24 protein-coding genes and 1 tRNA gene are annotated in these 22,719 nt (G+C 46.6%); 7 read left to right on the top strand and 18 right to left on the bottom strand.

What is annotated here, in order from left to right:
* Nucleotides 1-24 precede the first annotated feature (24 nt).
* From ACZ483_RS07980 to thiL, 5 genes are all read right to left on the bottom strand, one after another.
* Nucleotides 25-786 carry a hypothetical protein gene (locus ACZ483_RS07980; protein ID WP_464323646.1) on the bottom strand — a complete coding sequence of 254 codons (762 nt, stop codon included), beginning with the start codon at nucleotides 784-786 and terminating at the stop codon, nucleotides 25-27.
* Nucleotides 783-1,115, bottom strand: a complete 333-nt coding sequence (locus tag ACZ483_RS07985) for a thioredoxin family protein (RefSeq protein ID WP_464323647.1) — start codon at nucleotides 1,113-1,115, stop codon at nucleotides 783-785. The genes ACZ483_RS07980 and ACZ483_RS07985 overlap by 4 nt, the downstream gene beginning before the upstream one ends.
* An 11-nt stretch (nucleotides 1,116-1,126) precedes the next feature.
* On the bottom strand, nucleotides 1,127-1,462 hold the full coding sequence (locus ACZ483_RS07990; RefSeq protein ID WP_464323648.1) for a hypothetical protein: 336 nt from the start codon (nucleotides 1,460-1,462) through the stop codon (nucleotides 1,127-1,129).
* A 31-nt stretch (nucleotides 1,463-1,493) separates the two neighbouring features.
* A complete protein-coding gene (gene trpC / locus ACZ483_RS07995) occupies nucleotides 1,494-2,285 on the bottom strand; it encodes an indole-3-glycerol phosphate synthase TrpC (protein ID WP_464323649.1) in 792 nt (263 codons plus the stop codon).
* Nucleotides 2,286-2,613: 328 nt separating this feature from the next.
* Nucleotides 2,614-3,528 carry a thiamine-phosphate kinase gene (gene thiL / locus ACZ483_RS08000; RefSeq protein ID WP_464323650.1) on the bottom strand — a complete coding sequence of 305 codons (915 nt, stop codon included), beginning with the start codon at nucleotides 3,526-3,528 and terminating at the stop codon, nucleotides 2,614-2,616.
* Nucleotides 3,529-3,607: 79 nt separating this feature from the next.
* Here thiL and ACZ483_RS08005 point away from each other — a divergent pair, with 79 nt between their 5' ends.
* Nucleotides 3,608-4,243, top strand: a complete 636-nt coding sequence (locus tag ACZ483_RS08005; RefSeq protein WP_464323651.1) for a superoxide dismutase — start codon at nucleotides 3,608-3,610, stop codon at nucleotides 4,241-4,243.
* A 28-nt stretch (nucleotides 4,244-4,271) separates the two neighbouring features.
* Complete coding sequence (locus ACZ483_RS08010) at nucleotides 4,272-4,508, top strand: hypothetical protein (protein WP_464323652.1); 237 nt, start codon at nucleotides 4,272-4,274, stop codon at nucleotides 4,506-4,508.
* Here the strand turns inward: ACZ483_RS08010 and ACZ483_RS08015 are convergent.
* Genes ACZ483_RS08015 through ileS form a run of 6 tightly spaced genes read right to left on the bottom strand, consistent with a single transcriptional unit; the run spans nucleotide 4,471 to nucleotide 11,424 of the window.
* The gene (locus ACZ483_RS08015; protein WP_464323653.1) at nucleotides 4,471-4,896 is read right to left on the bottom strand and encodes a hypothetical protein; all 426 of its coding nucleotides are present in this window, start codon (nucleotides 4,894-4,896) and stop codon (nucleotides 4,471-4,473) included. The genes ACZ483_RS08010 and ACZ483_RS08015 overlap by 38 nt on opposite strands.
* Nucleotides 4,897-4,903: 7 nt before the next feature.
* Nucleotides 4,904-5,761, bottom strand: a complete 858-nt coding sequence (locus tag ACZ483_RS08020) for a damage-control phosphatase ARMT1 family protein (protein WP_464323654.1) — start codon at nucleotides 5,759-5,761, stop codon at nucleotides 4,904-4,906.
* Nucleotides 5,758-6,720: a hypothetical protein gene (locus ACZ483_RS08025; protein WP_464323655.1), complete on the bottom strand. Its 963-nt coding sequence runs from the start codon at nucleotides 6,718-6,720 to the stop codon at nucleotides 5,758-5,760. The genes ACZ483_RS08020 and ACZ483_RS08025 overlap by 4 nt, the downstream gene beginning before the upstream one ends.
* A 9-nt stretch (nucleotides 6,721-6,729) precedes the next feature.
* A complete protein-coding gene (locus tag ACZ483_RS08030) occupies nucleotides 6,730-7,569 on the bottom strand; it encodes a deoxyribonuclease IV (RefSeq protein ID WP_464323656.1) in 840 nt (279 codons plus the stop codon).
* On the bottom strand, nucleotides 7,569-8,549 hold the full coding sequence (locus ACZ483_RS08035) for a DHH family phosphoesterase (protein ID WP_464323657.1): 981 nt from the start codon (nucleotides 8,547-8,549) through the stop codon (nucleotides 7,569-7,571). The genes ACZ483_RS08030 and ACZ483_RS08035 overlap by 1 nt, the downstream gene beginning before the upstream one ends.
* A 52-nt stretch (nucleotides 8,550-8,601) precedes the next feature.
* Nucleotides 8,602-11,424 carry an isoleucine--tRNA ligase gene (ileS, locus tag ACZ483_RS08040; RefSeq protein WP_464323658.1) on the bottom strand — a complete coding sequence of 941 codons (2,823 nt, stop codon included), beginning with the start codon at nucleotides 11,422-11,424 and terminating at the stop codon, nucleotides 8,602-8,604.
* Between the two features lie 128 nt (nucleotides 11,425-11,552).
* On the opposite strand from ileS, the gene ACZ483_RS08045 reads away from it, so the two are divergent.
* Nucleotides 11,553-11,825 carry an HU family DNA-binding protein gene (locus tag ACZ483_RS08045; protein WP_464323659.1) on the top strand — a complete coding sequence of 91 codons (273 nt, stop codon included), beginning with the start codon at nucleotides 11,553-11,555 and terminating at the stop codon, nucleotides 11,823-11,825.
* A 30-nt stretch (nucleotides 11,826-11,855) separates the two neighbouring features.
* Complete coding sequence (locus ACZ483_RS08050) at nucleotides 11,856-12,557, top strand: RsmE family RNA methyltransferase (protein WP_464323660.1); 702 nt, start codon at nucleotides 11,856-11,858, stop codon at nucleotides 12,555-12,557.
* Here ACZ483_RS08050 and ACZ483_RS08055 read toward each other — a convergent pair.
* From ACZ483_RS08055 to ACZ483_RS08065, 3 genes are all read right to left on the bottom strand, one after another.
* On the bottom strand, nucleotides 12,532-13,884 hold the full coding sequence (locus ACZ483_RS08055) for a sigma-54-dependent transcriptional regulator (protein ID WP_464323661.1): 1,353 nt from the start codon (nucleotides 13,882-13,884) through the stop codon (nucleotides 12,532-12,534). The genes ACZ483_RS08050 and ACZ483_RS08055 overlap by 26 nt on opposite strands.
* Nucleotides 13,885-14,365: 481 nt before the next feature.
* Nucleotides 14,366-14,722, bottom strand: a complete 357-nt coding sequence (locus ACZ483_RS08060) for a hypothetical protein (protein WP_464323662.1) — start codon at nucleotides 14,720-14,722, stop codon at nucleotides 14,366-14,368.
* Entirely contained in the window at nucleotides 14,722-15,111 is a 390-nt protein-coding gene (locus ACZ483_RS08065) for a PaaI family thioesterase (RefSeq protein WP_464323663.1), read from the bottom strand. The genes ACZ483_RS08060 and ACZ483_RS08065 overlap by 1 nt, the downstream gene beginning before the upstream one ends.
* 25 nt (nucleotides 15,112-15,136) lie before the next feature.
* On the opposite strand from ACZ483_RS08065, the gene ACZ483_RS08070 reads away from it, so the two are divergent.
* The 3 genes from ACZ483_RS08070 (at nucleotide 15,137) to tkt (ending at nucleotide 18,569) form a co-directional block, all read left to right on the top strand.
* Nucleotides 15,137-15,210, top strand: a tRNA-Met gene (locus ACZ483_RS08070).
* A gap of 16 nt (nucleotides 15,211-15,226) precedes the next feature.
* The gene (locus tag ACZ483_RS08075) at nucleotides 15,227-16,546 is read left to right on the top strand and encodes a peptidylprolyl isomerase (protein ID WP_464323664.1); all 1,320 of its coding nucleotides are present in this window, start codon (nucleotides 15,227-15,229) and stop codon (nucleotides 16,544-16,546) included.
* Nucleotides 16,547-16,562: 16 nt separating this feature from the next.
* Nucleotides 16,563-18,569 carry a transketolase gene (tkt, locus tag ACZ483_RS08080; protein ID WP_464323665.1) on the top strand — a complete coding sequence of 669 codons (2,007 nt, stop codon included), beginning with the start codon at nucleotides 16,563-16,565 and terminating at the stop codon, nucleotides 18,567-18,569.
* Here the strand turns inward: tkt and thyX are convergent.
* The 4 genes from thyX to clpX are packed head-to-tail and all read right to left on the bottom strand — an operon-like array spanning nucleotide 18,566 to nucleotide 22,708.
* The gene (thyX, locus tag ACZ483_RS08085; protein ID WP_464323666.1) at nucleotides 18,566-19,519 is read right to left on the bottom strand and encodes an FAD-dependent thymidylate synthase; all 954 of its coding nucleotides are present in this window, start codon (nucleotides 19,517-19,519) and stop codon (nucleotides 18,566-18,568) included. The two genes, tkt and thyX, sit on opposite strands and share 4 nt — an antisense overlap.
* Nucleotides 19,519-20,337, bottom strand: a complete 819-nt coding sequence (locus tag ACZ483_RS08090; RefSeq protein ID WP_464323667.1) for a hypothetical protein — start codon at nucleotides 20,335-20,337, stop codon at nucleotides 19,519-19,521. The genes thyX and ACZ483_RS08090 overlap by 1 nt, the downstream gene beginning before the upstream one ends.
* 21 nt (nucleotides 20,338-20,358) lie before the next feature.
* Nucleotides 20,359-21,477: an AmmeMemoRadiSam system protein B gene (gene amrB, locus ACZ483_RS08095; protein ID WP_464323668.1), complete on the bottom strand. Its 1,119-nt coding sequence runs from the start codon at nucleotides 21,475-21,477 to the stop codon at nucleotides 20,359-20,361.
* A 1-nt stretch (nucleotide 21,478) separates the two neighbouring features.
* Entirely contained in the window at nucleotides 21,479-22,708 is a 1,230-nt protein-coding gene (gene clpX / locus ACZ483_RS08100) for an ATP-dependent Clp protease ATP-binding subunit ClpX (protein ID WP_464323669.1), read from the bottom strand.
* Between the last annotated feature and the right edge of the window lie 11 nt (nucleotides 22,709-22,719).

Consider the following 22,719-nt stretch of genomic DNA (forward strand, 5'->3'; position numbering starts at 1 on the left):
GTAACAGAATAAACGGAGAGGAGGTTAATCAACACCTCTTCGTACGAGAAAGAGGGAGAGTTTCAAGGTCGTCCAGAGGTTAAATATCGGCAGGATTATGGTTTGGAAGAAGTAATACAGGGAAAGCTCAAGTATATCTTTTACCGCTCTGTCTGTCAGAGAAGATAGGGTTTTTAACTTCTCCTTTAGTACTTCTACGTTGCTCACATTCAGGTCTGTAAAGAGCGCCTTAAACTTTGCAAGGTTTTCGTTCAGGCTCCTTACGTTGTCCTCCACGTAAAGTTGGTATATGAGATCGCTCAGTAGGTAGGTCAGTGGAAGGAGGAACCTCACTGTGAGAACGGTAAGTAAGAGGAAAAGGGAAAACCTGTAAACTCTTGGGCTCAGGTAATGGCTCAACGCCGTAATGAGGGAAAGAATACCGCCCAGAAGGAGTAGAGGATCGGAGAGTATCTCGATCGCTATCTTCTGAATCCCGAAGGAGAGGAAGCTGACCATCAGGAGAAAGGAGAGCCTCTCCGTGGCGTCGTCCACAGGGTCGAGGACCTGACCGAAGGCTAAGCTAAGTCCTACACCTGCCGGGGAGAGGGAAAGCTCACTCTCCTTTAATACAGACACTCCCGCGTTTATTCCCCTTACGATAATGTAGCTCGTCAGGGTGGACCTTACTCCCCTGTTGCAGTACTCACGGGCACTTTCGGAGAGGGGATCAAGCTTAAAGATCCAGGAGAGTATAAGAAAGATCCCTAAGAGAGCGAGAGCTATTCTTAGATATATTCCTCTCAAGCGAGCCTTAGCAGTCTCTTAATCGCCTGTTCGACCATGTCGGGAGGCGGGACGAAGTCGTGCCTGTCGAGTTCCATAGTGTCCCTGAAGTACATGGCGGAAGGAAAGTTAAATATACCGAAGTCCTCAAAGGAGGTATTTTTAGTAACGTCCATATAGTAGAAGTTTATCTTGTCTCCATACTGTTCCATGTAAGGCTTTAGAAGATCCACAAACTTCTGTGTCTCGGAAGAGTTGGGATCCACGAAGAGGACAACGGAGGGTTTCTCTGAAGCCATGACCTTCTCGTAGAAGTCCCTATCGTTTATCTCCTGAAAGCCTTCGAGCATTATCTCGCCTCCTAAAAGTCTAAGTCTATGTCCTCGTCATCGAGCTCTACGTTCAGGTTCGTAACTATCCCTCTTACGCTCAGGGCTGTATTCTTCAACTGTTCAAGATACCTCAGAATCTCGTCATAGACGCTCATCATCGTCCTGAGCTTCGCATACTCCTCGTGAGAGAGCTTCCTCGTCTTGGCAATCTTCTTGAGGGCGACCTTCGCGAGGGTAGCCTTCCCGTACTTTTCCTGCCACTCTGTCCAGAAGTCGTTGGAGCTCATGGGCTTTTTAACGAGAAAGTACTCGAGCTGGGTCATCTCCTCTAAAAGATTGATATCGAGGGAGTTAGGATTTTTCATAGCGGGATCCTCCATCTCTAAATTATACTCCTCAGGTGCAAGACCTACCAGTGGGAAATCCGAGCAGTTCTCTGAGCTTTGAGTAAGGATCGGGGCTCTTCATCAGTGCCGTTCCTATTAAAAAGGCATCCACTCCGTAGTTTAAAAGTTCCTCTATCTGTTCCCTCCTCTCTATCCCACTCTCAGCTATTACAAAGTTAACTCCGAGCTCCTTCACCTTAGGAGCCAGCTTCTTGATAAGGTTTAGATCCACTCTCAGAGTATCGAGATCTCTGCTGTTTATGCCTATAACTTTAGCTCCTGCATCGAGGGCTACCTTAGCCTCCTCCAAAGAAAAAACTTCCACAAGAGGGGGGAGTCCGAGACCTTCCGAAAATTCTATGAGCCTCTTCAGTTCCTCTGGAGATAGAATCCTGACTATCAGGAGAACCGTATCCGCTCCGTAGGCTTTGGCTTCGAGTATCTGAACTTCGTCTATTACGAAGTCCTTACGCAGTATAGGGAGATCTACCGCTTCTCTTACTTTCTTTAAATCCTCTAAAGAGCCGTTGAAGAACCCTCTATCTGTCAGGACGGATATGGCGGTAGCCCCTGCCTTTTCGTAGAGTTTAGCCTGCTCCGCAGGATCCACCTCTCTTATCTTCCCTGCAGAGGGAGAAGCCTTCTTAACCTCGGCTATGATCTTTGTTCTGCAGTTTTTGAGAGCTTTCGTAAAGTCCAAGTACTTTTCTCTTTCCGAGATCAGCTTCTCGAGCTTAGAAATATATTGAGGGTCCTTCCTTATTTCCTTTCTCTTTACCGCGAGAACCTTTTCTAAAAACATCGGTGAGTATAATGATATACCGTGGGAAGTGTTCTTGAAGAATTTGGTAAATGATTTCTCCACGTCGCTTTAGCCTTAGCGATATAAGTTTCATCATAAAACCACTTTCGGAAGGCAGAATATTTGGAACAGAATGAATAGCGGCATTGGTGGGAACAGTTGTTTTCCTTGCCATTGGAGGTGTTTTGCTCCCTCTTTCCACAAAGTTGAGGAGTTGAACGATGACTTATACGGAAGCGGTGATAATCTTAACGCTACTCGGATTGATAGTCGGAATCATCCCTATATTGCTGGGAATAAAAGAACTTAAGAAGCAATCCGCACAAACCTAAAAATGCCTGTACCCTCCCTCCATTTTCTTCCCATCCACGGAAACACCTCTACCTTCGGAAACTTCCCCTATTTGAGTCATATCTAAGAATGGGTTCCACCTCTGGGATGGATGGGTAAAGAGGAGCTGATAGTCCTCTCCTCCGAAAAGGGCGTAATCTAAAGGATCTTTTCCGTACTTTTCACAGAACCTTCTTAGCTCGTTGGATATGGGAAGTTTCGAGGTGTCTATATCTATCCTCACTCCGCTTCTTTCGGATATATGAAGGGTGTCCGCTACGAGTCCGTCGCTTATGTCCATGCTGGCACTCGCATACTTTTTTATGTGTTTAACATAGTCTATCCGGGCTGTGGGTCTAAGATGCCTTTCTATCAAGGAAAGCTCAAAGTCCTCGTAGTTTTTAAGGTTCATCTTAAGAAGCTCGAGACCTGCCCGGGAGTCTCCGAGGGTTCCAGAGACGAAAAGGGAATCCCCGGGTTTAGCTCCACCTCTTCCAACAGGCTTCTCTGAAGCACCAACGAGGAAAACGTCTATACCTATCTTCTCCGAACGGGAGACGTTCCCTCCCACAACTTCACATTTATAGAACTCGCAGGCTCTCTTGACCCCTTCGTAGAGCCTTTCTACGTAGGACACTTCCACATCCGGAAGCATGAGGGACACGAGGATCCATTTGGGCTGACCAGCGTTACCCACAACGTCACTCACGTTCACGCTTACGGCTTTCCATCCCACCGCTTCGGGGGGATACCTTCTGAGAAAGTGAACATCTTCGAGTAGTAAGTCAGTAGTAAGTAAAAGGTAGGTCTCTCCGAACTTTATGTGGGCGCAGTCGTCTCCTATGGCTTTGGATCCCAAGATACGCCTGAGTTTCTCTATTAGACCGAACTCTCCGATATCGGATATGCGCATACTTATATGCTACCAGTCATAAGAGTGGCTATTCTGCGATGATATAATCAGAGAAAAACCTATAAAAGGAGGTAAAGCCATGGGAGTTCATAAACTTCAGCCTAGAGACCACCTTAAGCCTCAAAACCTGGATGGCATATCCAACGAGCAGATCGAGCCCCACTTTGAAGCCCACTACAAGGGCTATGTAACAAAGTACAACGAAATTCAGGAGAAGCTCGCCGACCAAAGCTTTTCCGACAGAAGCAAGGCGAACCAGAACTACTCAGAGTACAGGGAGCTAAAGGTAGAGGAGACCTTTAACTACATGGGTGTGGTTCTCCACGAGCTCTATTTCGGACACCTCGGAGCTAAGGGTGAGCCTTCCGAAGCCTTTAAGAAGAAGGTTGAGGAGGATCTCGGCGGATGGGACGCCTGTACCAACGAGCTAAAGGCTGCGGCGGTAGCCTTCAGGGGATGGGCAGTGCTCGGTCTTGATCTCTTCTCCGGAAGGCTCGTGGTGAACGGACTGGATGCTCACAACGTCTATAACCTCCACGGACTCGTTCCCATAATCGTGATAGACACCTACGAGCACGCCTACTACGTGGACTACAAGAACAAGAGACCTCCTTACGTGGACGCGGTTCTCAAGAACCTCAACTGGGAGGTGGTGAACGCAAGGTTTGAGAAGGCTATGAAAGCCTATGAAGCTATGAAGGATTACATAAGTTAAAGTTCCGGGGGCTCTGTCCCCCTCTGTCATGAAAGAGACGAGGATAATCAAGTACATCAAGAGCCTGATAAGAAACCACAAGTACATGACTACCGAGGATATAATGCTCGTTTTGGAGAGGTATTACAAACTCCCTATAAACGTTCCCTCCGTTTACTACAAGTACAAGAAGATAATAAGGGAGTGCAGGCAGGAGGTTTACAAGGAGAGAAGAAGAGAAAAGAGACTCAATAAAAGAGATGGAGGGAAAGACCTTCCCGATTGAGCTTTTTTCCTACGCCTAAGAAGAAGTCCACAGCTTCCTCTTTGGTATCAAAGAAGCCTATACGGAAGCCTTCTCTTGTTATCGCAAAGGGTCTTGAAGTGGAGGGCAGGGCGAACCTCCTCCTGTCGGATTCGTAGATATCCACCTGAAAGTTTATGGGGCTCACATACGCTATGTAGTTTCCGGCGCTCACCTTCTCGGAGGCGGAAGCCTTGACCTCTTTGAAGAGCTTGGCGTCCTCCTTTGAGAGGAGATCCTCGGTGCAGAAGTTGGACAGGGGAGCTCCGAACCAGTTCAGATCTTCGTCTCCCTCTACTACGTGGAGTTCTATACCTCTCTCCTGTGCCTCTTCACATATAGCTCTCAGAACCTTTCCCCACCTGTTCATGGAGATATTATAACCTCTTGTGCTTGAGGATTAAACGCTTTACCTCCCCTCCCGTTTCGGAGGCTATCGGCTCGCACTTGGCGACGAGGAGAAAGAAGATCTCCCTGTCCGCATCGCTCAGGGTCTCAAAGTTAGCCTGTCCCTTGCTTATAACGAGGTCAGAGTTTCGGAAGATCTCTAAGAACTCCTCCGAGCAGTCTTCAAGCCACGTCCCCACCTTATCCGATCCGTTGTCAACAACCCTGCAGAGTTCTGTCATTGAAACCTCTTCGGCGTCTTCAAGGGTTGCGTCGTTCAGTATCGGCTTTCCTTTGACTCCGTAAACTACCTCCTTCCCCATCGACTTAAGTGTTTTTACCAGTATCTTGTCGAAGACTATCTCTCCGGCGTTGTCCCCGATTATGAGTACGGTTCTGGACCTGTTCAGACTTTCCCTAAAGGGATCGTAATCCCATACGGTGAACTCGGACTCTAAGATACTCTTCACCTCCTTTTCAACCTCAAACTCTCCCTTAATGGCGAAGTCTATATAGTTCCCCGCCGCGGATATCTTCAGAGCCACCGCGAGCTTGTCAGAAGAACCTTCCCACAGACTTTCAACAAAGGGGAGCATCTGAAGAGCTTTCAGGTTTGCCTCCTTCTTCTGTTTGTAAAAGGGATCTTCAGTTCCCGCTATCTCCTTAACTATTCTCTGGACGAAGTAGGCGTAATAGGCTGGAGACTTATCCAGCTCTTCAAACTGGGAGAGGAACTTGACCGCTCTGAGGGCTATCTCCTTCTCTTTATCTTTTCCGAGCCCGAGCCTTTTAACCGCATTAAGTCCCTGATTTATCAAACAAGGAACACAGGTGGGATAGGTTCTCATAACTCCTCAACACACCTCGCTGAGGAAATAGCGAGGAATACGTTGATCCAGTAAGCTACGATGAGTGCAAGCGGTATGGTTACTATAAAGACTGTCAAGAGCACCATTGCGGTTATACCAATCGTAACAACAAGGGACCACATACCTCCCATCTTAATGTATTCCGAACTGAAGCTTTTCCTTATGAAAGAAGGAGTCACGATAGATAAGACCGCCTTGAATGCCCTCTCGAAGTAAAGCTCCCTCTCGTCCAGAGCTTTAGAGTAAATAAGGGGCATGACGTATATGAACCAGAGGGAAAACAGAAATATGAGTACCACCACCGCGAAAATAGCCGAGAGAGTCCCGCCGCTTATTCTTCCGTGGCTCACCATATCCGAAAGAGCACCTAAAGCGCCGGCGAGAAAGAGAAAAAGAATGGAAACGACGAATACACCTATATACAGCAAAAACATTCCAAGGAACATTCCCAAGCCGGCACCGAAGGCTTTAGAAAATACGTCTCCGAGTCTGATGGATTTAAAGGTCTTCTCCACATCTTTTTCCTTAAGAAGTTTAAAGGCAGAGTATATGACAAAGGCGTAGAGGAATATGGTAAGAGCCGCGTTGGCAAAGAAACTTATTAATGGAATTGTGGATAGAATAGCTAAGACTACAAGCACAGCAGACCAAGAAAGGACAAGTCCCCAGTTAGATTTTACTGCAAGATTGGTCAGCTCCCATATCCCCGTCGATGCTTTTTCGAAGCTTATGTCAAGCATAGAACCGTACTTCTCAGAAATGTTCTGGAGCTTGATAATGGCTTCAGGATCCCCAACGTATAGGGAAACGGAGCCGTCTTCCGACTTGATCCTTTCAAACTCCTCCTTTTCCATTCTCAACGTGCTGGCAAGAACCGAGTAAAGAAAATCCTCGGGTATATCCTCTCCCTTTCTTGCTATCCTTACCCTTACAGCCATCCCTAAATTTTAATTTCGGTAGATCTCCCTCAGTATTTTCAAATTCACAGTATCCATATCCCCTTCCTTAGGCGTCTCTATGTAGTAAGGCAAATTCCTGAAGTACTCGTTCTTGAGCAGGTTTTTGAAACCTTCTATTCCTATAAAACCTTCGCCTATGTGCTCGTGCCTGTCCCTCCTCGCTCCCAGGGGAACCTTGGAGTCGTTGGCGTGGACAGCCTTTATACTCTCCAATCCAACCGTTTTCTCCACCTCTTTAAGAAAGTTTTCGAAACCTCTCCGCGCGTTTATCTCATATCCGTAGGCAAAGGCGTGGCAGGTGTCCAAGCAGATACCGAGTCTCATACCCGGAAAAGCCTTCAATATTCTTCCGAGCTCCTCAAAGTTCTTCCCCAAGTCTCCCCTCTCTCCAGCGGTGTTCTCCAAAAGTATAGTTGTCCTTTTAGGTTCGTAGATTTTAAATATCTCCTCAAGGGATCTTATCACGTTCCTGAGTCCTTCCTCGTCGCTTATCCCCTTTGCGGTTCCCGGATGGAAGTTGTAGAAGTTTATTCCAACTTCGTCGCAAAAGGTTAACTCTTCCAAAAACACCTCAACGGATCTCCCCCTCAATTCTTCATCGACGGAAGCTAAGTTAAGAAGATAGGGGGCGTGAACCATAACTGGCTTCCCGAAATCCCTGAGCCTTTCAGAGAATTTTCTTACTAACTTATTACTAACACCTTTCCACCTCCACACCCTTGGACTTCTAAGAAAGAACTGAAAAACCTCCGCTCCTATCTGCTGTGCCCTGTCGAAGGTTTTGAGAATTGAGCCTGCGGACGATACGTGAGCACCGAAGAGAGCCATCAGTGGGTTATCTTCTGCAGTTCAAGCTGTTTGTGGATCTCTGAGAGGAGTTTCTTCAAAGCTTCCTCGTGGGAATTCGCCTTTATTTTGCAACCTGAGGCGTACTTGTGACCTCCTCCTCCGAGCCTCTCGGCTATCTTGGAGACGTCCACGTTCACCTTGCTTCTTAGAGAAACCTTCCACACGCCTTCGTCCGGCTTCTCTATCATCGCGAAGGCAACCTCAACCCCCTCTATAGCTCTCGGATAGTTCACCAGACCTTCACTGTCGGAGTACTCCGTTCCTGTCTCCTTAAAGAACCTGTCGTATATGGTAATCCCTGCAACGAGCCCGTCCTCGTAAAGGGTAAGGGTTTCGAGAACCTTAGATATGAGCTTCATCTTTCCAATGGATTCCCTCTCGGCAAACATCCTGTAAACGTAGTTCGGATCTGCTCCGTAATGGACAAGTTTCTTAGCGAGCTCGAAGGTGTACTCGTTGGTATTAGAGTATTTAAAGAAACCCGTATCGGTGGCAAGACCTGCGTAGATACAGGTGGCTATATCCCTGTCTATGAGGGATTCGTCCCAGGCAACTATCAGCTCGTATATAAGAGATGCGGTAGCGGGAGCCTTCGGATCTATGTAATCGTACCTTCCGTAAAACTCTCCTCCTACGTGATGGTCTATCCTTATCCTCTTAGCTACCTTAACCTCAGTTCCAGCCCTGTAAAATCCTGCAGAATCAACGATTATACCCACGTCGTAGAACTTTCCGTCAGGAAGGCTTACCACCTCCTTAACGTGAGGTATGAAGTCCAAAAAGTGAGGGACCTTATCCTTACATCCTATCGTAACGTTCTTCCCAAGCTTTTTCAAAAATAGATAGAGAGCCATTCCGCTTCCTAAGGCGTCCCCGTCTGGATTTTCGTGAGTTAATATAAGGATGGATCCCTTTGTTTCCCTCAAAAACTCTAAAAGAGGTATCGTCTCACGCCTCATCCTTCTCCTCCAGTCTAATTAATTTAATTGATCTATCAATTGAGAATATGATTTAAGTGCAAACATATCCCATCTCCTTCAGAGCGGTGCAACACCTCTTGCATACCTCTCCTTCGAACACCTCTTCAGGATAGTATATCCAGCAACGCGGACACTTCTTACCCTCAGCCTTAGATACTCCCACCGTAAGGTTCTTTACCTCTTCTCCCTTCTCTACGATTTCTCCCCCCTCTCCCATCTCTACCTGGCTTACTGTAAGGAAGAAGTTAAGGTAATCCTCATACTTCCTTAAAAGATCCAGCAACTTCCCCTCCGCCTTCACGAAAACCTTAGCCTCGTAGGGATGTCTCACTATGCCTTCCCTCCTCGCCCTCTCTAAGACCCTGAGAACTTCATCCCTAAAGGTGAGAAGCTTAGAGTAATCCTCCTCGAGTTCTTCAGATATGAGCTCCTTCTTAGGGAGGGGTGCCTCCGACAGGAATACGCTCTCAGGAAGCTCCGGATCTATCTTTCTCACATGCTCCCAGACCTCCTCGGCGGTGAAGCTGAGGAAGGGAGCTACGGAAGTAGTCAGAGCTACGAGAAGTTCGTAGAGAACCGTCTGAGCAGATCTCCTCTCCCAGCTCTTAGAAGAGTAAACGTAGAGCCGATCCTTGAGGACATCGAGGTATAGGGAAGACAATGTGGTGGCACAGAAGTTCCTTACAAGATGATATACCCTGTGGAAGGTATAGTTCTCGTAATACCTGTGAACCTCCTCGAGCACACCCTGAAGGTGGGAAAGCATCCACCTGTCAAAGTGATGGAGTTCCTCTACCGGAACCCTGTCCTCTTCAGGGTCAAAGTCGTAGAGATTTCCAAGGATGAATCTCAACGTGTTCCTTATCTTCCTGTAGTCATCCACGAGGTTCCTTAGAATTGAATCCCCAAGTTTAACATCCTCAGTGTAATCCTCAGAAACGACCCAAAGCCTTAAGAGGTCAGCACCGTACTTCTCTATAACCTCCTGAGGCGATATCACGTTTCCGAGGGACTTAGACATCTTCCTCCCCTTCTCATCTACCGTAAAGCCGTGGGTTAAAACTATCCTGTAGGGAGCCTCCCCGTAAGATCCCACAGACTCCAAAAGGGAAGCCTGAAACCAGCCCCTGTGCTGATCAGATCCCTCAAGGTACATGTCCGCCTTCTCAAATCCTATAGGTCTTATAACGGCGGCATGGGAACAGCCTGAATCGAACCAAACGTCGAGTATGTCTTCCTCCTTCCTGAACTCGGTCGATCCACATCTCCTGCACCTGTAACCTTCCGGAAGTAGCTCCCTCTCCTCCCTCTCGAACCATATATCCGCTCCGCTCTCATACTCCTCCACCAGCTTAGCCACATGTTCGAAAACTTCTCTTTCGGACGCCACCTCACCGCAGTTTCTGCAGTAGAATACAGATATTGGAACTCCCCAGTACCTCTGCCTCGATATACACCAGTCCGGTCTGTTTTCGACCATGCTCTTTATCCTGTTCTTCCCGTACTCAGGAACCCACCTTACCCTCTCTATCTCTTCGAGTGCCTTTTCCCTCAAAGTCTTAGAGTTTACCCTCCCCTCCATTCCTATGAACCACTGGTAGGTAGCCCTGAATATGACAGGGTTCTTACACCTCCAGCAGTGGGGGTAGGAGTGACTCACCTTTGAGTGGTGGACGAGATAACCCTTCTCCTTTAAAAGATTAACTATCAAATTGTTGGCATCGAATACCCTAACACCGCGTATGAACTCTGGTGCCGGAGGTATGAACCTTCCCTCGTCATCAAGTGGGGAGTAAGGTTCAAGACTGTACCTTGAACCAACGATGTAATCCTCCTGTCCGTGTCCTGGAGCCATATGAACGAGTCCCGTTCCAGTTCCCAGTTCCACAAACTCTGAGGGATAGACCTTCCAGAGGTTCCTCAGTGTCTCCTCGCTGAGGTAACCTTCAAGATCCGCTCTCTTTACGAAGGGATGAACGTAAGACAGTCCGATTAGGTCCTTTCCCTTTAAGGTTTTTACAGTTTCTCCGTCTATACCCGTAGTCTCTTTGAAGGACTCTAAGAGCTCTTTCGCCAAGATGAAGGTTCCCCGATCAGTTTTTAGATAAACGTAGTCGTAATCTTCGCCCACCATAACGCCGAGGTTGGCGGGAAGTGTCCAGGGTGTGGTTGTCCAGATGACGAGGTAGGTATCCTCCTCATTCTCTAAAGGAAACTTTACATAAACACTCGGATCTTCCCTCTCCTGATATTCGACCTCAGCCTCAGCCTCGGCGGTCTTGTCGTATATACACCAGTAAACCGGTTTCTTGCTCCTGTAAACGAGCCCCTTCTCGAAGAACCTTCCGAGCTCCCTTATCTCCTGAGCCTCGTACTTCGGATCCATCGTAAGGTAAGGTTTCTCCCAGTCCCCCAGAACACCAAGACGAATAAACTCCTCCCTCTGTATGTTCACAAACTTCAGGGCGTAGTCCCTGCATAGCTTCCTGAACTCGTGCTTGGGAAGGTCCTCTTTCCTGATCTTCCTGGATTTTAACTCTTTCTCTACCTGTCTCTCTATAGGAAGTCCGTGACAGTCCCAACCGGGAATGTAGAGAACATCCTTTCCCCTCATAAGGTTGTACTTGTTGATTACATCCTTAAGGATCTTATTCAGGGCATGTCCTATATGTATGTGTCCGTTTGCGTAGGGAGGTCCGTCGTGAAGAAGGAATACTTGTCTACCTTTCCTGAATTCTCTAATTTTGTCATAAAGTTTCTTCCACCTTTCAAGTATATGTGGCTCTTTCTTCGGAAGATCAGCTTTCATGGGAAAGTCAGTTCTTGGAAGGTTCAGGGTCTCCTTGTAATCCATTCACAAGACCTCCATAGGGGTCAAAAAATGGCTGAGAGATAATTATAGACTAAAGAAAAAACTTGCAAAATCCAAAAGAGTTATGTATTATCTATATCAGCGTTAAATCCTATTGGGAGGGTTGTGCTATGACGAAGGCAGAGCTCGTTGCAGAGGTCGCCAAGCAGGCGGGCATCACCAAGAAAGAGGCCGACGCAGCTATAAAGGCTGCAGTCGCAGCGATTGCTAAAGCCCTTAAAAAGGGCGAGAGGATCGCTATTCCTGGCTTGGGAATATTCACCGTTAAGAAGAGAGCTGCAAGGAAGGGTAGAAACCCCAGGACCGGTCAGGTTATCCAGATCCCAGCAAGAAAGGTCGTTGCCTTCAAGCCGGCCAAAGATCTTAGGGAAAGCATTAAGTAATATCCCGTCGGGGCTTTCCGCCCCGTTTCCATGTACACTTTTTTCGGCAAAAAAATAGGCAAAGATAAATTCCTAATAGAAGGAGAGGAATTTAAACACCTAAAAGTAAGAAGGATAAGGCTTGGGGAGGAAGTAGGTATAATATGGGAAGGGAACTTATACCGTTGTAAGCTCATCGATCTGAATTCTAAAACCGCTCTTTGTATAACTATAGAATTAGTTTGTGTAAGCCCTCCTCCAGCTAATGTAACTTTGATTCAGGCTGTTCCAATAGAGTTTAAAACCTTCGAGCTTATAGCTCAAAAGGCTACAGAGCTTGGAGTAAGAAAATTAATACCCCTTATAACAAAGAGAAGTTACCGTAAAGTGGACGCTATAGAGAAAAAGAAGGGCAGGTTGGAAAAGATAGTAAAGGAAGCTATGAAGCAATCTAACAGGCCTTATATTATGGAAATATTGTCACCAACGCATATAAAAGATATAGAACCTTCCAGTGATCTAAACATACTTCTGGATAATTTCGGCGATGGTAAGTGTATATCAGAGCTCCCAATGAAAGGACTAAAGAGTGTAGAGATAGTTGTGGGTCCCGAAGGGGGCTTTACCAAGGAAGAGGTTGAGCTTTTGAAGGATAAGGGTTTTATCACTGTGAAACTGAAACCCAACGTTCTCAGAACAGAAACGGCATCAATAGTTGGAGTTGGAATTATAATGAACCTTGTAAGTTCTTAATATTTATACCGTACGCCTTTACCTTTCTGTAAAGATTAGAAAGATCTGTTCCTATTCTGGAGGCAACTTCTCTCAGATCGTAATTAAACTCTTTAAGCTTCTCTTCTATAAACGCCTTCTCAAATTCCCTCTTGGCTTCTTTTATACTTTCCAGTCTGAATAGATAGCTGTAATCCTTTAATGATCTCGTGAATCCAGCTCCTAAGTGTTCTGGTTTTATAACTTCCCCATCACACAGGATGACTATCCTTTCCATAAGATTCCTGAGTTCTCTAACATTACCTTTCCATCTATGATTTAAGAGGACCTCCTTGGTCTCATCGGAGAGCACCTTACACTCCTTCTTATACTCATTCGCGAACTTCTTTAGAAAATACTCGGCAAGGAGGATAACATCTTCACCCCTATCCCGTAACGGTGGCAACTCAATAGTAAAAACGGATATCCTGTAATAAAGATCCTCCCGGAACCTTCCCTCCTGAACCTCTTTAAGTATGTCTTTATTTGAAGCAGATACTATTCTAACGTCAACCTCTATCTTTTGAGTTCCTCCAAGCCTGGTAAAACTGCCTGTTTCTATTACCCTGAGAAGTTTAGCCTGAGCCCTTATATCCATATCTCCTATCTCATCAAGGAATAGAGTACCTCCATCAGCGAGCTCAAATTTTCCCTTTTTCCTGCCAATCGCTCCCGTAAAAGCCCCCCTCTCATATCCAAACAACTCCGCTTCTACAAGCTCACCTGGCATGGAAGCACAGTTTATATCCACGAACTGTCCTCTTCTCTTGGAATGTTTATGTATCAGCCTTGCTACAAGCTCTTTACCGGTTCCACTCTCTCCAAGTATAAGAACTGGTGCACGGCTCTGCGCTATTTTGGGAATTACCTTCTTTATCTCAACTATTCTTTTTGAGTTCCCAACAAGCTCGATCTCCGAATCTTCACCGGTCCGCATACTTGTCATGGCTTCCGCAACTGCATGCTTAACCGTTAGGAGGAACCTGTCCATGGAAAAGGGCTTTTCAAGAAAGTCGTATGCCCCCTTCTTAATAGCACTTACAGCCATTTCAACATTTCCATGCCCTGTTATAACAACTATCACCGAGTCTGGAGACAACTCCTTTACCTTATCTATGAATTCAACGCCGTCCCCATCAGGCATCCAAACGTCCAAGACGATAACGTGAAACAGCTCACAGGATATCTTTTCAGTAGCCTCTGAAAGTGTAGAGGCTGTATCTACTTTATATCCCTCTTCTTTTAAGATAGCACCAAGCGACCCTCTGATCCCCTCCTCGTCATCTACTATTAATACCTTAGCCGTCATACTTACATTTTACAACCCATCCACAAGTTTTCCACAATTTGTCCACATTTTATCCACAACTTATCCACAATCTGTCCACAATTTTCAGGAAGGATGTGGAAAATCTGTAAGTTATTCACATACCTTAATAAAAAGGACAAACATAACTTATTCATAAATCTATCATACTCGTTCAACATGTGGAAAACTCAGAAGTCGTTGATATATGAATGTAATTTCCCCTCTCATAACTCATTGATATTACTTCAAAATTCAAACATAATGTGGATAAATGTGGATAAGTCAATAAGTCATTTATATACGGAAATATTTTTGACAATCACAAGTTGTTGAAGCACCAAGATTTTCAAAACAGGATGTGGATAAATGTGGAAAGGGAAACAATAAGTTATTGATATAGTTGAGTTTTCAGAATCAAGCACCCTATTCTATCTTTTTATCTTTATGTAAAAAGAAGATTCTATTTAAGAAGATAAAGGAATCAGAATATACGTGTGGAAAGTTTCATGAGTAGGCGGTCTATCTCCCTTTTGAGAGGGTAGAGGTTTTTTCTCGTTTCTTCGTTCGGCAGGTTCTCGAGGAACTCCCTTAATTCCCTTAGTCTGTCAAACACGTAGTCCACTACCGCATCTTCCCCGGTTATAAGGGACTTCAGGAGTACTTCCTTTTCCTTACTCACGTGCTTATACTTTTTCTTGCCTTTTTGTAAATACTGGATAGTTAGAGCTTTGTACCTTTTTCCATTCTTTTTGGGTATCTCCCTGTAATAAGGTTTTGTGATAATTTGAGCATCTTCTGGAAGATTGAAAATCTTCTTTACTTCTTCCTTCCAGCTCATCATCTTTCCAAGACGTGCCTATCTAACACAATACAAAGAAACCTGCCCTCAAATACTTTTTCTTCTTCCCTTTTTCCAACAACATGTACAACGCGTTTCTTCCCTTCTACTTCCTTTACTTCTCCTTCAAAGATCACTTCATCCCAAACGATAACTGGCTTTAGAAACTTCACCTCAGCACCTGCAAGGACAACGTTTGGATGGTTTACAGCAAGCATGGCTGTGTAGTCCGCAGCGGAGAACAGAAAACCTCCATGGACAAGACCTTTCTCGTCTGCTACCATCCTCTCATCTGTTTTCAGTCTAACCCTTGCTTTGCCTTCTATTACCTCGAGAGGTTCTCCGCTCAGGCTCCTCTCTATACTACGGTGAGTCTTTATTTCCTCCATTCCGTGTATAATTTTATATTAGCTTGGCGGCGTAGCTCAGCCGGTAAGAGCGGGGATCTCATAAGTCCCAGGTCGGAGGTTCGAGTCCTCCCGCCGCCATATAAAAGGTCTGAGAATGTACACCATAATTCAGAGACATAAACGGCTCGCCGCGATCATAATTGCTGTAGCCTCCATATCCTTCCTTTTCTGGATGTTCAGCGTTGCAGATATAAAGCAGATGTTTGGACTAAAGAGGTGCGTCGCTTCAGTGAACGGCTCGTGCATAACTCTCAGGGATTACAGATACGAGCTTTTGAGATACTCAGATCTCCTTGAGGATGAGAGGTTTAGAGACGTGATAAAGAGGCAGGTTCTCTACAATCTGGTGGGAAGGGAAGCTCTATACCAGAAGGCAAGATCCATGGGAATAGTCGCCTCAACGAAGGAGGTTGTGGAAAGTATAAAGAACGATCCAAGTTTTCAGGAGAGTGGTAAGTTCAGCCTCAGCAAGTACCGTGAAGTCTTGGAAAGGATAGGACTCACTCCTGAGGAGTACGAGGAACGTCTCAGGAAGAGGTTAACTGTCCAGAAGCTCCTCAACTTCGTCTCCCTCGGTGTTTACCTGACCGACAGGGAGGAAGAGTTTCAGGAAAAGATAATGTCTGCAAGGTTTTACGGAAAGGTTTACCTCATTTCGCCCTCATCTCTAAAGACTTCCTACGAGCCGAAGGAGGAAGAGCTAAAGGATTTCTACGCGAGGAACAAAGAATTATTCTCAACTCAGGAAAAGAGAATCTACAGGATCTGGAGGACTCAAGATAAGAAGGAAGCTCACAGGATTTACAGTGAGGTAAAGAAGGGAAGGGTACTTAAGGGAGGAGAAGTTTTTGAAAATGTTCCGGATGGACTTCCTGAGAACGTCAAGAAAGAGCTCGGCAGGCTCAAGAGGGAGGAACCATACTCCATTACCAAGGAGGGAGACACCTACTACATCCTTTTCCTCGAAAAGGAGGAGCCGAGCCGTCTGAGACCCTTTGAAGAGGTGAGGGAAGAGGTAAAGAGGAAGTTTTTAGAGGAGAAAAGGGAAGAGCTTGCAAGAGTGGAGGCGGATAAGGTTAAGAAGCTTCTGCTGGAAGGGAAGAATGTGGGATACAAATCCCTCAAGTTCGATAGCTCGAGTGTGGAGGAGTTTTTGACGCTTTTCAGAATTCCTGAGGAGGAGACCTTAAGGCTCGTTTTCTCTAAAGAGAAGGTCTTTGGACCTTACAGAGCGGCAGGCGGTTACGCAGTGGTTTATATAGAGAGAAGGGAGTTCAAACCCGAAGAAATAAAGGACAGGGAGAAGATAAGGGAAAGCCTCCTCGAGGCTAAGAAGAATGATCTTATAAATCTGTTCATAGACAGGGTTGTTAAGAATTCTGATGTAAAAGTCAATGAAGACTTCTTGAAGTGAGGGGTAGAATATAGTTATGGACTCGTCTAAGGTGAAATCCCAGAAGGAGATAGATCAGCTTGTGATAAATACCATAAGGTTCCTGAGCGTTGATCAGGTTGAGAGGGCTAAGTCCGGACACCCCGGCATGCCTTTGGGAGCTTCCCACATCATCTACCTAATATTTGACAGGTTTTTGAAGTTCAATCCTGAGAACCCTGAGTGGATGAATCGGGACAGGTTCGTTCTCTCTGCAGGGCACGCTTCCGCTATGCTCTACGCGACCCTATACATGTTCGGCTACGACATTGATATTGATGATCTCAAGCAGTTCCGTCAGCTCGGAAGTAAAACGCCTGGACATCCTGAGAGCTGGCTTACCCCCGGCGTGGAAGCTACTACAGGTCCACTCGGACAGGGCTTCGGAAACGCGGTAGGTATGGCCTTAGCCGAAAGATATCTCTCCTCTTACTTCAACAGGGAGGGATTTTCGGTAATAGACCACTACACCTATGTTTTATGTTCCGACGGGGACCTGATGGAAGGTATATCCTACGAGGCGGCTGCTCTGGCGGGGCACTGGAAGCTCAACAAACTAATAGTTATCTGGGACAACAACCACATCTCTATAGATGGAGATACGAGCTTGGCCTGGTCTGAGGATGTTCTTAAAAGGTTCGAAGCTCTCGGATGGGACGTTTACCACATAGAGGATGGCTATAACCTTGATCTCATTGAAGAGACCATAGATAAGGCAAGAAAGACTGATAAACCCTCCTTTATATCTGTCAGGACCCACATAGGTTACGGCAGTCCCCTTCAGGATACAGCGAAGGTTCACGGTGCGCCTCTTGGACCTGAGAACGTGATAGAAACGAAGAAGAGGTTTAGCTGGCCTCTGCAGGAGTTCTACGTACCGAAGGAAGCTCTCGAATACACGAGGAGACACGTGGAGCTTGGAAGGGAGAGAGAAGAGGAGTGGAGAGAGCTTTTCGAGAGGTACAGGAAGGAATATCCGGAGCTTGCGGATCAGCTTGAGAAGGCTTTTAGGAAGGAGTGGAGCTTAGAGTGGTATGAAAAGGTCCCTGAGTTTAAAGAAGCTATGGCTACGAGGAAGGCTTCCGGAAAGGTTTTAAACGTTATCGCGGACTACATACCGACCATGCTCGGCGGTTCTGCGGATCTCTCCGAGTCCAACAACACAATTCTTGTGAACTATCCCGACTTTGAGGCAAACTCTCCGATGGGGAGGAACGTCCACTACGGTGTACGCGAGCATGCCATGGGTGCAATAATGAACGGGATGGCTTACCACGGAGGGATACTCCCCTACGGAGGGACCTTCCTGATATTCTCCGATTACATGAGACCTCCTATCAGGCTTGCCGCTATGGCTGGCCTTCAGGTGATCTACGTTTTCACCCACGACTCCATAGGTCTCGGAGAGGATGGACCCACCCATCAGCCTGTCGAACAGCTCCCTTCCTTGAGACTGATACCTAACCTCTGGGTTATAAGACCTGCAGATGCCAACGAGGTAAAGGTAGCCTGGAAGGTTGCGATAGAGAGGAAGGACGGACCGACGGCTATCGTTCTCACACGCCAGAGCGTTTCTCTGATAGACAGGGGAAAGTATCCTTCGGAGGAGAACCTTGTAAAGGGAGCTTATGTACTTGCTGACTCGGAGGGAACACCAGACGTTATCATCATGGCTTCCGGCTCCGAAGTTCACATTGCCTTGGATGCTAAGGAGATACTCGAAAAAGAAGGTATAAAGGTTAGGGTGGTGAACTTCCCCTCGATAGAACTCTTTGAGCTCCAGAGTGAAGATTACAGGGAGAGCGTTTTACCGAAGGAAGTAAAGAAACGTGTTGCGATAGAGGCGGCGAGGGGAATGTGCTGGCACAGATATTTAGGTGAAGAGGGCATAATGGTTTCCATGGAGACCTTCGGGAAGTCAGCTCCTGGAAAGGTTCTCTTTGAACACTTCGGCTTTACTCCTGAGAACGTTGCGAATAAGATCTTAAAGAGGTGGTTCTCTTAGAGTCTGTTTCTCTTATCCGTTCCACCGTAGCCGACCATCTCTACTATAGCCTGAGCGAACTCCCTGATTTCCTTCTGCGCTCCCTCATGGGTTCTCAGGGTTATGAAGTTGTCTAAGGCTATCCTCGGAACTGTCCAGTAATATCTTGTCTTCATAAACTGGGGCAGGATACCCCGTGCCAGCTCCTTGGCGACCTCCTTCTCGGTCATCCTTTCGTATAAAGAGTGGCTCTCCTCTGTTATTCTTTTGATCTCACTTAGGAATTCAGAATGATAAGGCTCATCTATCGGTTCGTCTATGGAAGCCTGTTTGTTGGACTTTGCCTGCTTTCTCAATTTCTCAGGTATATAAAACTTCATATCGTAGGCTGTGTATCTCCTTGAGATCTCGTTGTAAGATCCGAACCTGTGCCTGTGCCACTGCCTTGCCACGAAGAGGGGACACTCCACTATGAAGGTGTAGTAGTCCATCTCCGTTCCTAGCTCGAGCTTATCCACGAGACCTATCCACCCGGAAGAGGTTTCTATCTTCTCCTGAAGGAACACCCTGTCGGTCGTGTAGGGAAGTTTTGGGAGCTCTTCGTCAGATACGTTCCCTTCCCTTTTCACTATCTCCCAAGTCGCAGGGAAAAACCTTTTAACCTCCTCGAATATTTCTTCGGGAAGGAAATCCATAGAGTTTATTGCGTTCCTAAGGTTCACCCATATGTAACCTTTGGAGTGATAGATCTGAACCGTTGGATTGTCCGCCCTCTCTATTATTGAGAGCCATAGTTTCTTGTTTCCTTCAAAGGCTATAACGTTGTGTTCAAAGGGGGAGGCGTGCCTGTGCCGGAACAGAAACCTTATTAATCTCTTGTCCCTTTCTGGATCTACCTGTTCGTCCTTCCCGAAGGATACCCTCGCGCACCTTACTATCCTCTGGTCTGAACCCATAACGTGAACTTCCATCACTCCACCTCGTTCCACCTATCCTCCTTGGGGTTATAGACTATAGGTTTTCCTCCCTCCATCTTTACAATCTTACCCTTGCTGAGGAGGTTTAGGACCTTTATCAGCTTGAACATGTCGTTCAGTAGGTTCGTATTCTCAAAGTTGGTAGAACCCACCTTTCGGTAAAGGAGGATTAAAAGTATCCACGTGAAGAGGAAAAGACCGCCTATGAATATACCTACGCTGTAAAGAAACTTCTCAAAGTAAGCGGGATCCTCCCCTCTGATAACCGCAGGTGTTTTATCTTTCTTTTCCCGCAAAATTTCTTTTATCTCTTCCAGATCTTCCTTAAGGGAATCTATCCGAGCTTTGAGCTCCTCTATATCCGGTTTTATCCCTTCTGCTACCTTTACCCGCTTGACCTCTTCTACCTTTTGAACTGCAGATTTTTCTTTTTCTACCTTTTCCTCCTTTACGTCGGGCGTAACCCCGAGGGCGGTTGTATCCTCCTTTATACCCTCAGTTTCTTTCCCTTTCGGCTCGGGATATACCACGTATTTATCATCTATCTCACACTTCTTTATGTAGGCGTCCGGGAACAGGTTCCTGACCTTCCTGTGCATGATCCTGAGATCTCTCCTCCTTTCCTCCGCTCCTACTCTTAAAAGGTAAAGGTCTTCCCTCCTTTCTATCCTTGCCTGTGGGAGTTCTTTGACCCTCTCGTAGTAGTTCTTTATCCTGTTGAGATCCCTATCTGCCGCTACCTGAATGCAGTACTTTAACTCTCCCGCTACGGCAGTTAGAGCAAACAGAACGCTCGCAAGGAAGACGATCATTTTGAACTCTATTATAAGCAATCAGGAGAAGGTCATACCCGCATAGGAGACCTTGGAGTCGGTAGGGCGCTCGTGGTATATCTGGTAGTCTATCTCCTTCCCTCCCTTAGCACCGAGGTTCTTAAGTATCTCCGTAAAGACAAAGTTGGTGAACTGGCCGTCTATCCTCGTCCTGTTGTTGTCCGATTTCAGGAGTTGAAAAGCGGAAAGACTATCAAGCCTCTCAAGGTGCTTTATATACTCCTTGTCCCTGAAGGAGGGATCGTAGCTGAAGCTATCGCCGAACTTCCTTCCCACGTGGCTCATGTCCACACTCGAGATAACGAGCACGTCCCTTTTTTCTATAACCTCAGAGATCCTGTCTGCCGTTTCTTTTAGAGAACTTTCATCTCCGTAAGAGATTATCATAGGAACAGCCTTAGCCTTCGGAAAGAGATACTTCACGAACACCGCCTGGAACTCTATAGAATGCTCCTTCTGGTAAGAGAGGATGTCGTGGAAGAGATCAAAGTCAAACCTCTTCCTTAACTCCTCTGCTATCTCCCTGTCCACCTGCAAAGTTCCGAGGGGAGTTTCAAGGTCAAGGGGACAGACAGAGAGGGGCATCTCGTGGTGGTAGTGGGAGACACCTAAGATCAGAATCACATCGGGCTTTCTGTCCACCCTTCCGTAAACCTTTCCGTAGGTGGAGATCGCCACCCTCATGTCCATGTGGGGGACGAGGATACCTAAGGGCTCCTCCTTTTCCGATCCGTCAAGGCTCTCCCCTAAGAATTTCTCAAGCTCATCTTTTTCCTTGGGATAAGCTTCGCCTGCGTGGAAGGGTTCTTTTACACCCTTTTTAAGCATGGAGTTCTTTAGCTCTTCAAGTTTCTTAAAGAACCTCTCGTTGAGGAGGAGGTGGTGTTTATCAAGGAGGTTTATAACTTCCTTCAGATCCTCTGAGCTCAGGAGCATTCCCGTTCTCTTGAAGAACTCCGCCTTAATGTCCTTCTCGTCCCTTGATCCGTCCATCAGGGACACGATTAGAAGAAGTTCAGGGGTTATCAGGAGTGGTTCGCTCACTCCGAGGGGATCGTTCAGTAGGAACTTGTCTCCGTATGGTTGAACGTCCAAGTATCTGACCGCCGGGCGGTCCATATCACACCGCTTTCTCGTATATTAGTTTGGGCTTCTCCTTCTTCAGAACCGTCTCCTTGTCCACTATAACCTTCTTCACGTTACCCATGGAGGGAATTTCAAACATTATGTCTGTCATAACCTCTTCCATTATCGCTCTCAGACCCCTCGCTCCCGTCTTCCTCCTTATAGCCTCTTTGGCTATCTCTCTGAGGGCTTCCTCGGTGAACTCAAGCTCTACGCCGTCAAGCTCAAAGAGCTTCTTGTACTGCTTTGTTAGGGCGTTTTTCGGCTCCACTAAAATTCTTACGAGATCCTCCTCTGTGAGCTCGTCAAGGGTTGCTATTACGGGGAGCCTGCCTATGAACTCTGGGATGAGTCCGAACTTTATGAGGTCATCGGGCTCCACAAATGCTAAGACGTTATCGTCCTCAAACTTCTTTATTGAAGACTCAAAGCCTACGGTGGACTTGCCGAGCCTGTGCTTTATTATCTCCTCGAGACCTACGAAGGCTCCCCCGCATATGAAGAGTATGTCCGTGGTGTCTATCTGAATGAACTCCTGATGGGGATGCTTCCTACCTCCCTGGGGAGGGACGTTGGCGATAGTTCCCTCAATTATCTTGAGGAGTGCCTGCTGGACTCCCTCTCCGGAAACGTCCCTCGTTATGGAGGGGTTTATTCCCGATTTCTTAGCTATCTTGTCGATCTCGTCTATGTATACTATTCCCTTCTGGGCGGCCTCCACATCGTAACCGCAGTTCTGTAAGAGCCTTGTCAGGACGTTTTCCACGTCCTCACCCACGTATCCCGCTTCGGTGAGGGAAGTGGCATCCGCTATGGCGAAGGGAACGTTCAGTATTTTGGCAAGTGTCTTCGCCAAAAGGGTCTTTCCCGATCCCGTGGGACCTATAAGGAGTATGTTGCTCTTTTCCACCTCCACACCGTCCAGATCCACACCCGCTTCCTTCGCCTTTATCCTCTTGTAGTGGTTGTAAACCGCCACCGAGAGAACCTTCTTGGCTCTCTCCTGTCCTATGACGTACTCGTCAAGGATCTTCTTTATCTTGTCAGGAGTGGGAAGCCCATCAAGGTTTATCTCGTATGTTTCCGTTTTGTGCTCCTTTACTATATGGTGGCACTTCTCCACGCATTCATCGCATATGTAGGTGTTGGAGGGACCTGCGATGAGTATTAGAACCTCTTCCTGCGTCTTTCCACAGAAAGAGCACTTCTGCTTTGAATTCTTCATGTTCTTCACCC

The sequence above is a fragment of the Hydrogenivirga okinawensis genome (assembly GCF_055385515.1).

Excerpts from the sequence above, each read along its gene's own strand:
- ACZ483_RS07985 (WP_464323647.1), bottom strand. The coding sequence starts at position 1,115 with ATGCTCGAAGGCTTTCAGGAGATAAACGATAGGGACTTCTACGAGAAG.
- ACZ483_RS07990 (WP_464323648.1), bottom strand. The coding sequence starts at position 1,462 with ATGAAAAATCCTAACTCCCTCGATATCAATCTTTTAGAGGAGATGACC.
- trpC (WP_464323649.1), bottom strand. The coding sequence starts at position 2,285 with ATGTTTTTAGAAAAGGTTCTCGCGGTAAAGAGAAAGGAAATAAGGAAG.
- thiL (WP_464323650.1), bottom strand. The coding sequence starts at position 3,528 with ATGCGCATATCCGATATCGGAGAGTTCGGTCTAATAGAGAAACTCAGG.
- ACZ483_RS08005 (WP_464323651.1), top strand. The coding sequence starts at position 3,608 with ATGGGAGTTCATAAACTTCAGCCTAGAGACCACCTTAAGCCTCAAAAC.
- ACZ483_RS08010 (WP_464323652.1), top strand. The coding sequence starts at position 4,272 with ATGAAAGAGACGAGGATAATCAAGTACATCAAGAGCCTGATAAGAAAC.
- ACZ483_RS08015 (WP_464323653.1), bottom strand. The coding sequence starts at position 4,896 with ATGAACAGGTGGGGAAAGGTTCTGAGAGCTATATGTGAAGAGGCACAG.
- ACZ483_RS08020 (WP_464323654.1), bottom strand. The coding sequence starts at position 5,761 with ATGAGAACCTATCCCACCTGTGTTCCTTGTTTGATAAATCAGGGACTT.
- ACZ483_RS08025 (WP_464323655.1), bottom strand. The coding sequence starts at position 6,720 with ATGGCTGTAAGGGTAAGGATAGCAAGAAAGGGAGAGGATATACCCGAG.
- ACZ483_RS08030 (WP_464323656.1), bottom strand. The coding sequence starts at position 7,569 with ATGGCTCTCTTCGGTGCTCACGTATCGTCCGCAGGCTCAATTCTCAAA.
- ACZ483_RS08035 (WP_464323657.1), bottom strand. The coding sequence starts at position 8,549 with ATGAGGCGTGAGACGATACCTCTTTTAGAGTTTTTGAGGGAAACAAAG.
- ileS (WP_464323658.1), bottom strand. The coding sequence starts at position 11,424 with ATGGATTACAAGGAGACCCTGAACCTTCCAAGAACTGACTTTCCCATG.
- ACZ483_RS08045 (WP_464323659.1), top strand. The coding sequence starts at position 11,553 with ATGACGAAGGCAGAGCTCGTTGCAGAGGTCGCCAAGCAGGCGGGCATC.
- ACZ483_RS08050 (WP_464323660.1), top strand. The coding sequence starts at position 11,856 with ATGTACACTTTTTTCGGCAAAAAAATAGGCAAAGATAAATTCCTAATA.
- ACZ483_RS08055 (WP_464323661.1), bottom strand. The coding sequence starts at position 13,884 with ATGACGGCTAAGGTATTAATAGTAGATGACGAGGAGGGGATCAGAGGG.
- ACZ483_RS08060 (WP_464323662.1), bottom strand. The coding sequence starts at position 14,722 with ATGAGCTGGAAGGAAGAAGTAAAGAAGATTTTCAATCTTCCAGAAGAT.
- ACZ483_RS08065 (WP_464323663.1), bottom strand. The coding sequence starts at position 15,111 with ATGGAGGAAATAAAGACTCACCGTAGTATAGAGAGGAGCCTGAGCGGA.
- ACZ483_RS08075 (WP_464323664.1), top strand. The coding sequence starts at position 15,227 with ATGTACACCATAATTCAGAGACATAAACGGCTCGCCGCGATCATAATT.
- tkt (WP_464323665.1), top strand. The coding sequence starts at position 16,563 with ATGGACTCGTCTAAGGTGAAATCCCAGAAGGAGATAGATCAGCTTGTG.
- thyX (WP_464323666.1), bottom strand. The coding sequence starts at position 19,519 with ATGGAAGTTCACGTTATGGGTTCAGACCAGAGGATAGTAAGGTGCGCG.
- ACZ483_RS08090 (WP_464323667.1), bottom strand. The coding sequence starts at position 20,337 with ATGATCGTCTTCCTTGCGAGCGTTCTGTTTGCTCTAACTGCCGTAGCG.
- amrB (WP_464323668.1), bottom strand. The coding sequence starts at position 21,477 with ATGGACCGCCCGGCGGTCAGATACTTGGACGTTCAACCATACGGAGAC.
- clpX (WP_464323669.1), bottom strand. The coding sequence starts at position 22,708 with ATGAAGAATTCAAAGCAGAAGTGCTCTTTCTGTGGAAAGACGCAGGAA.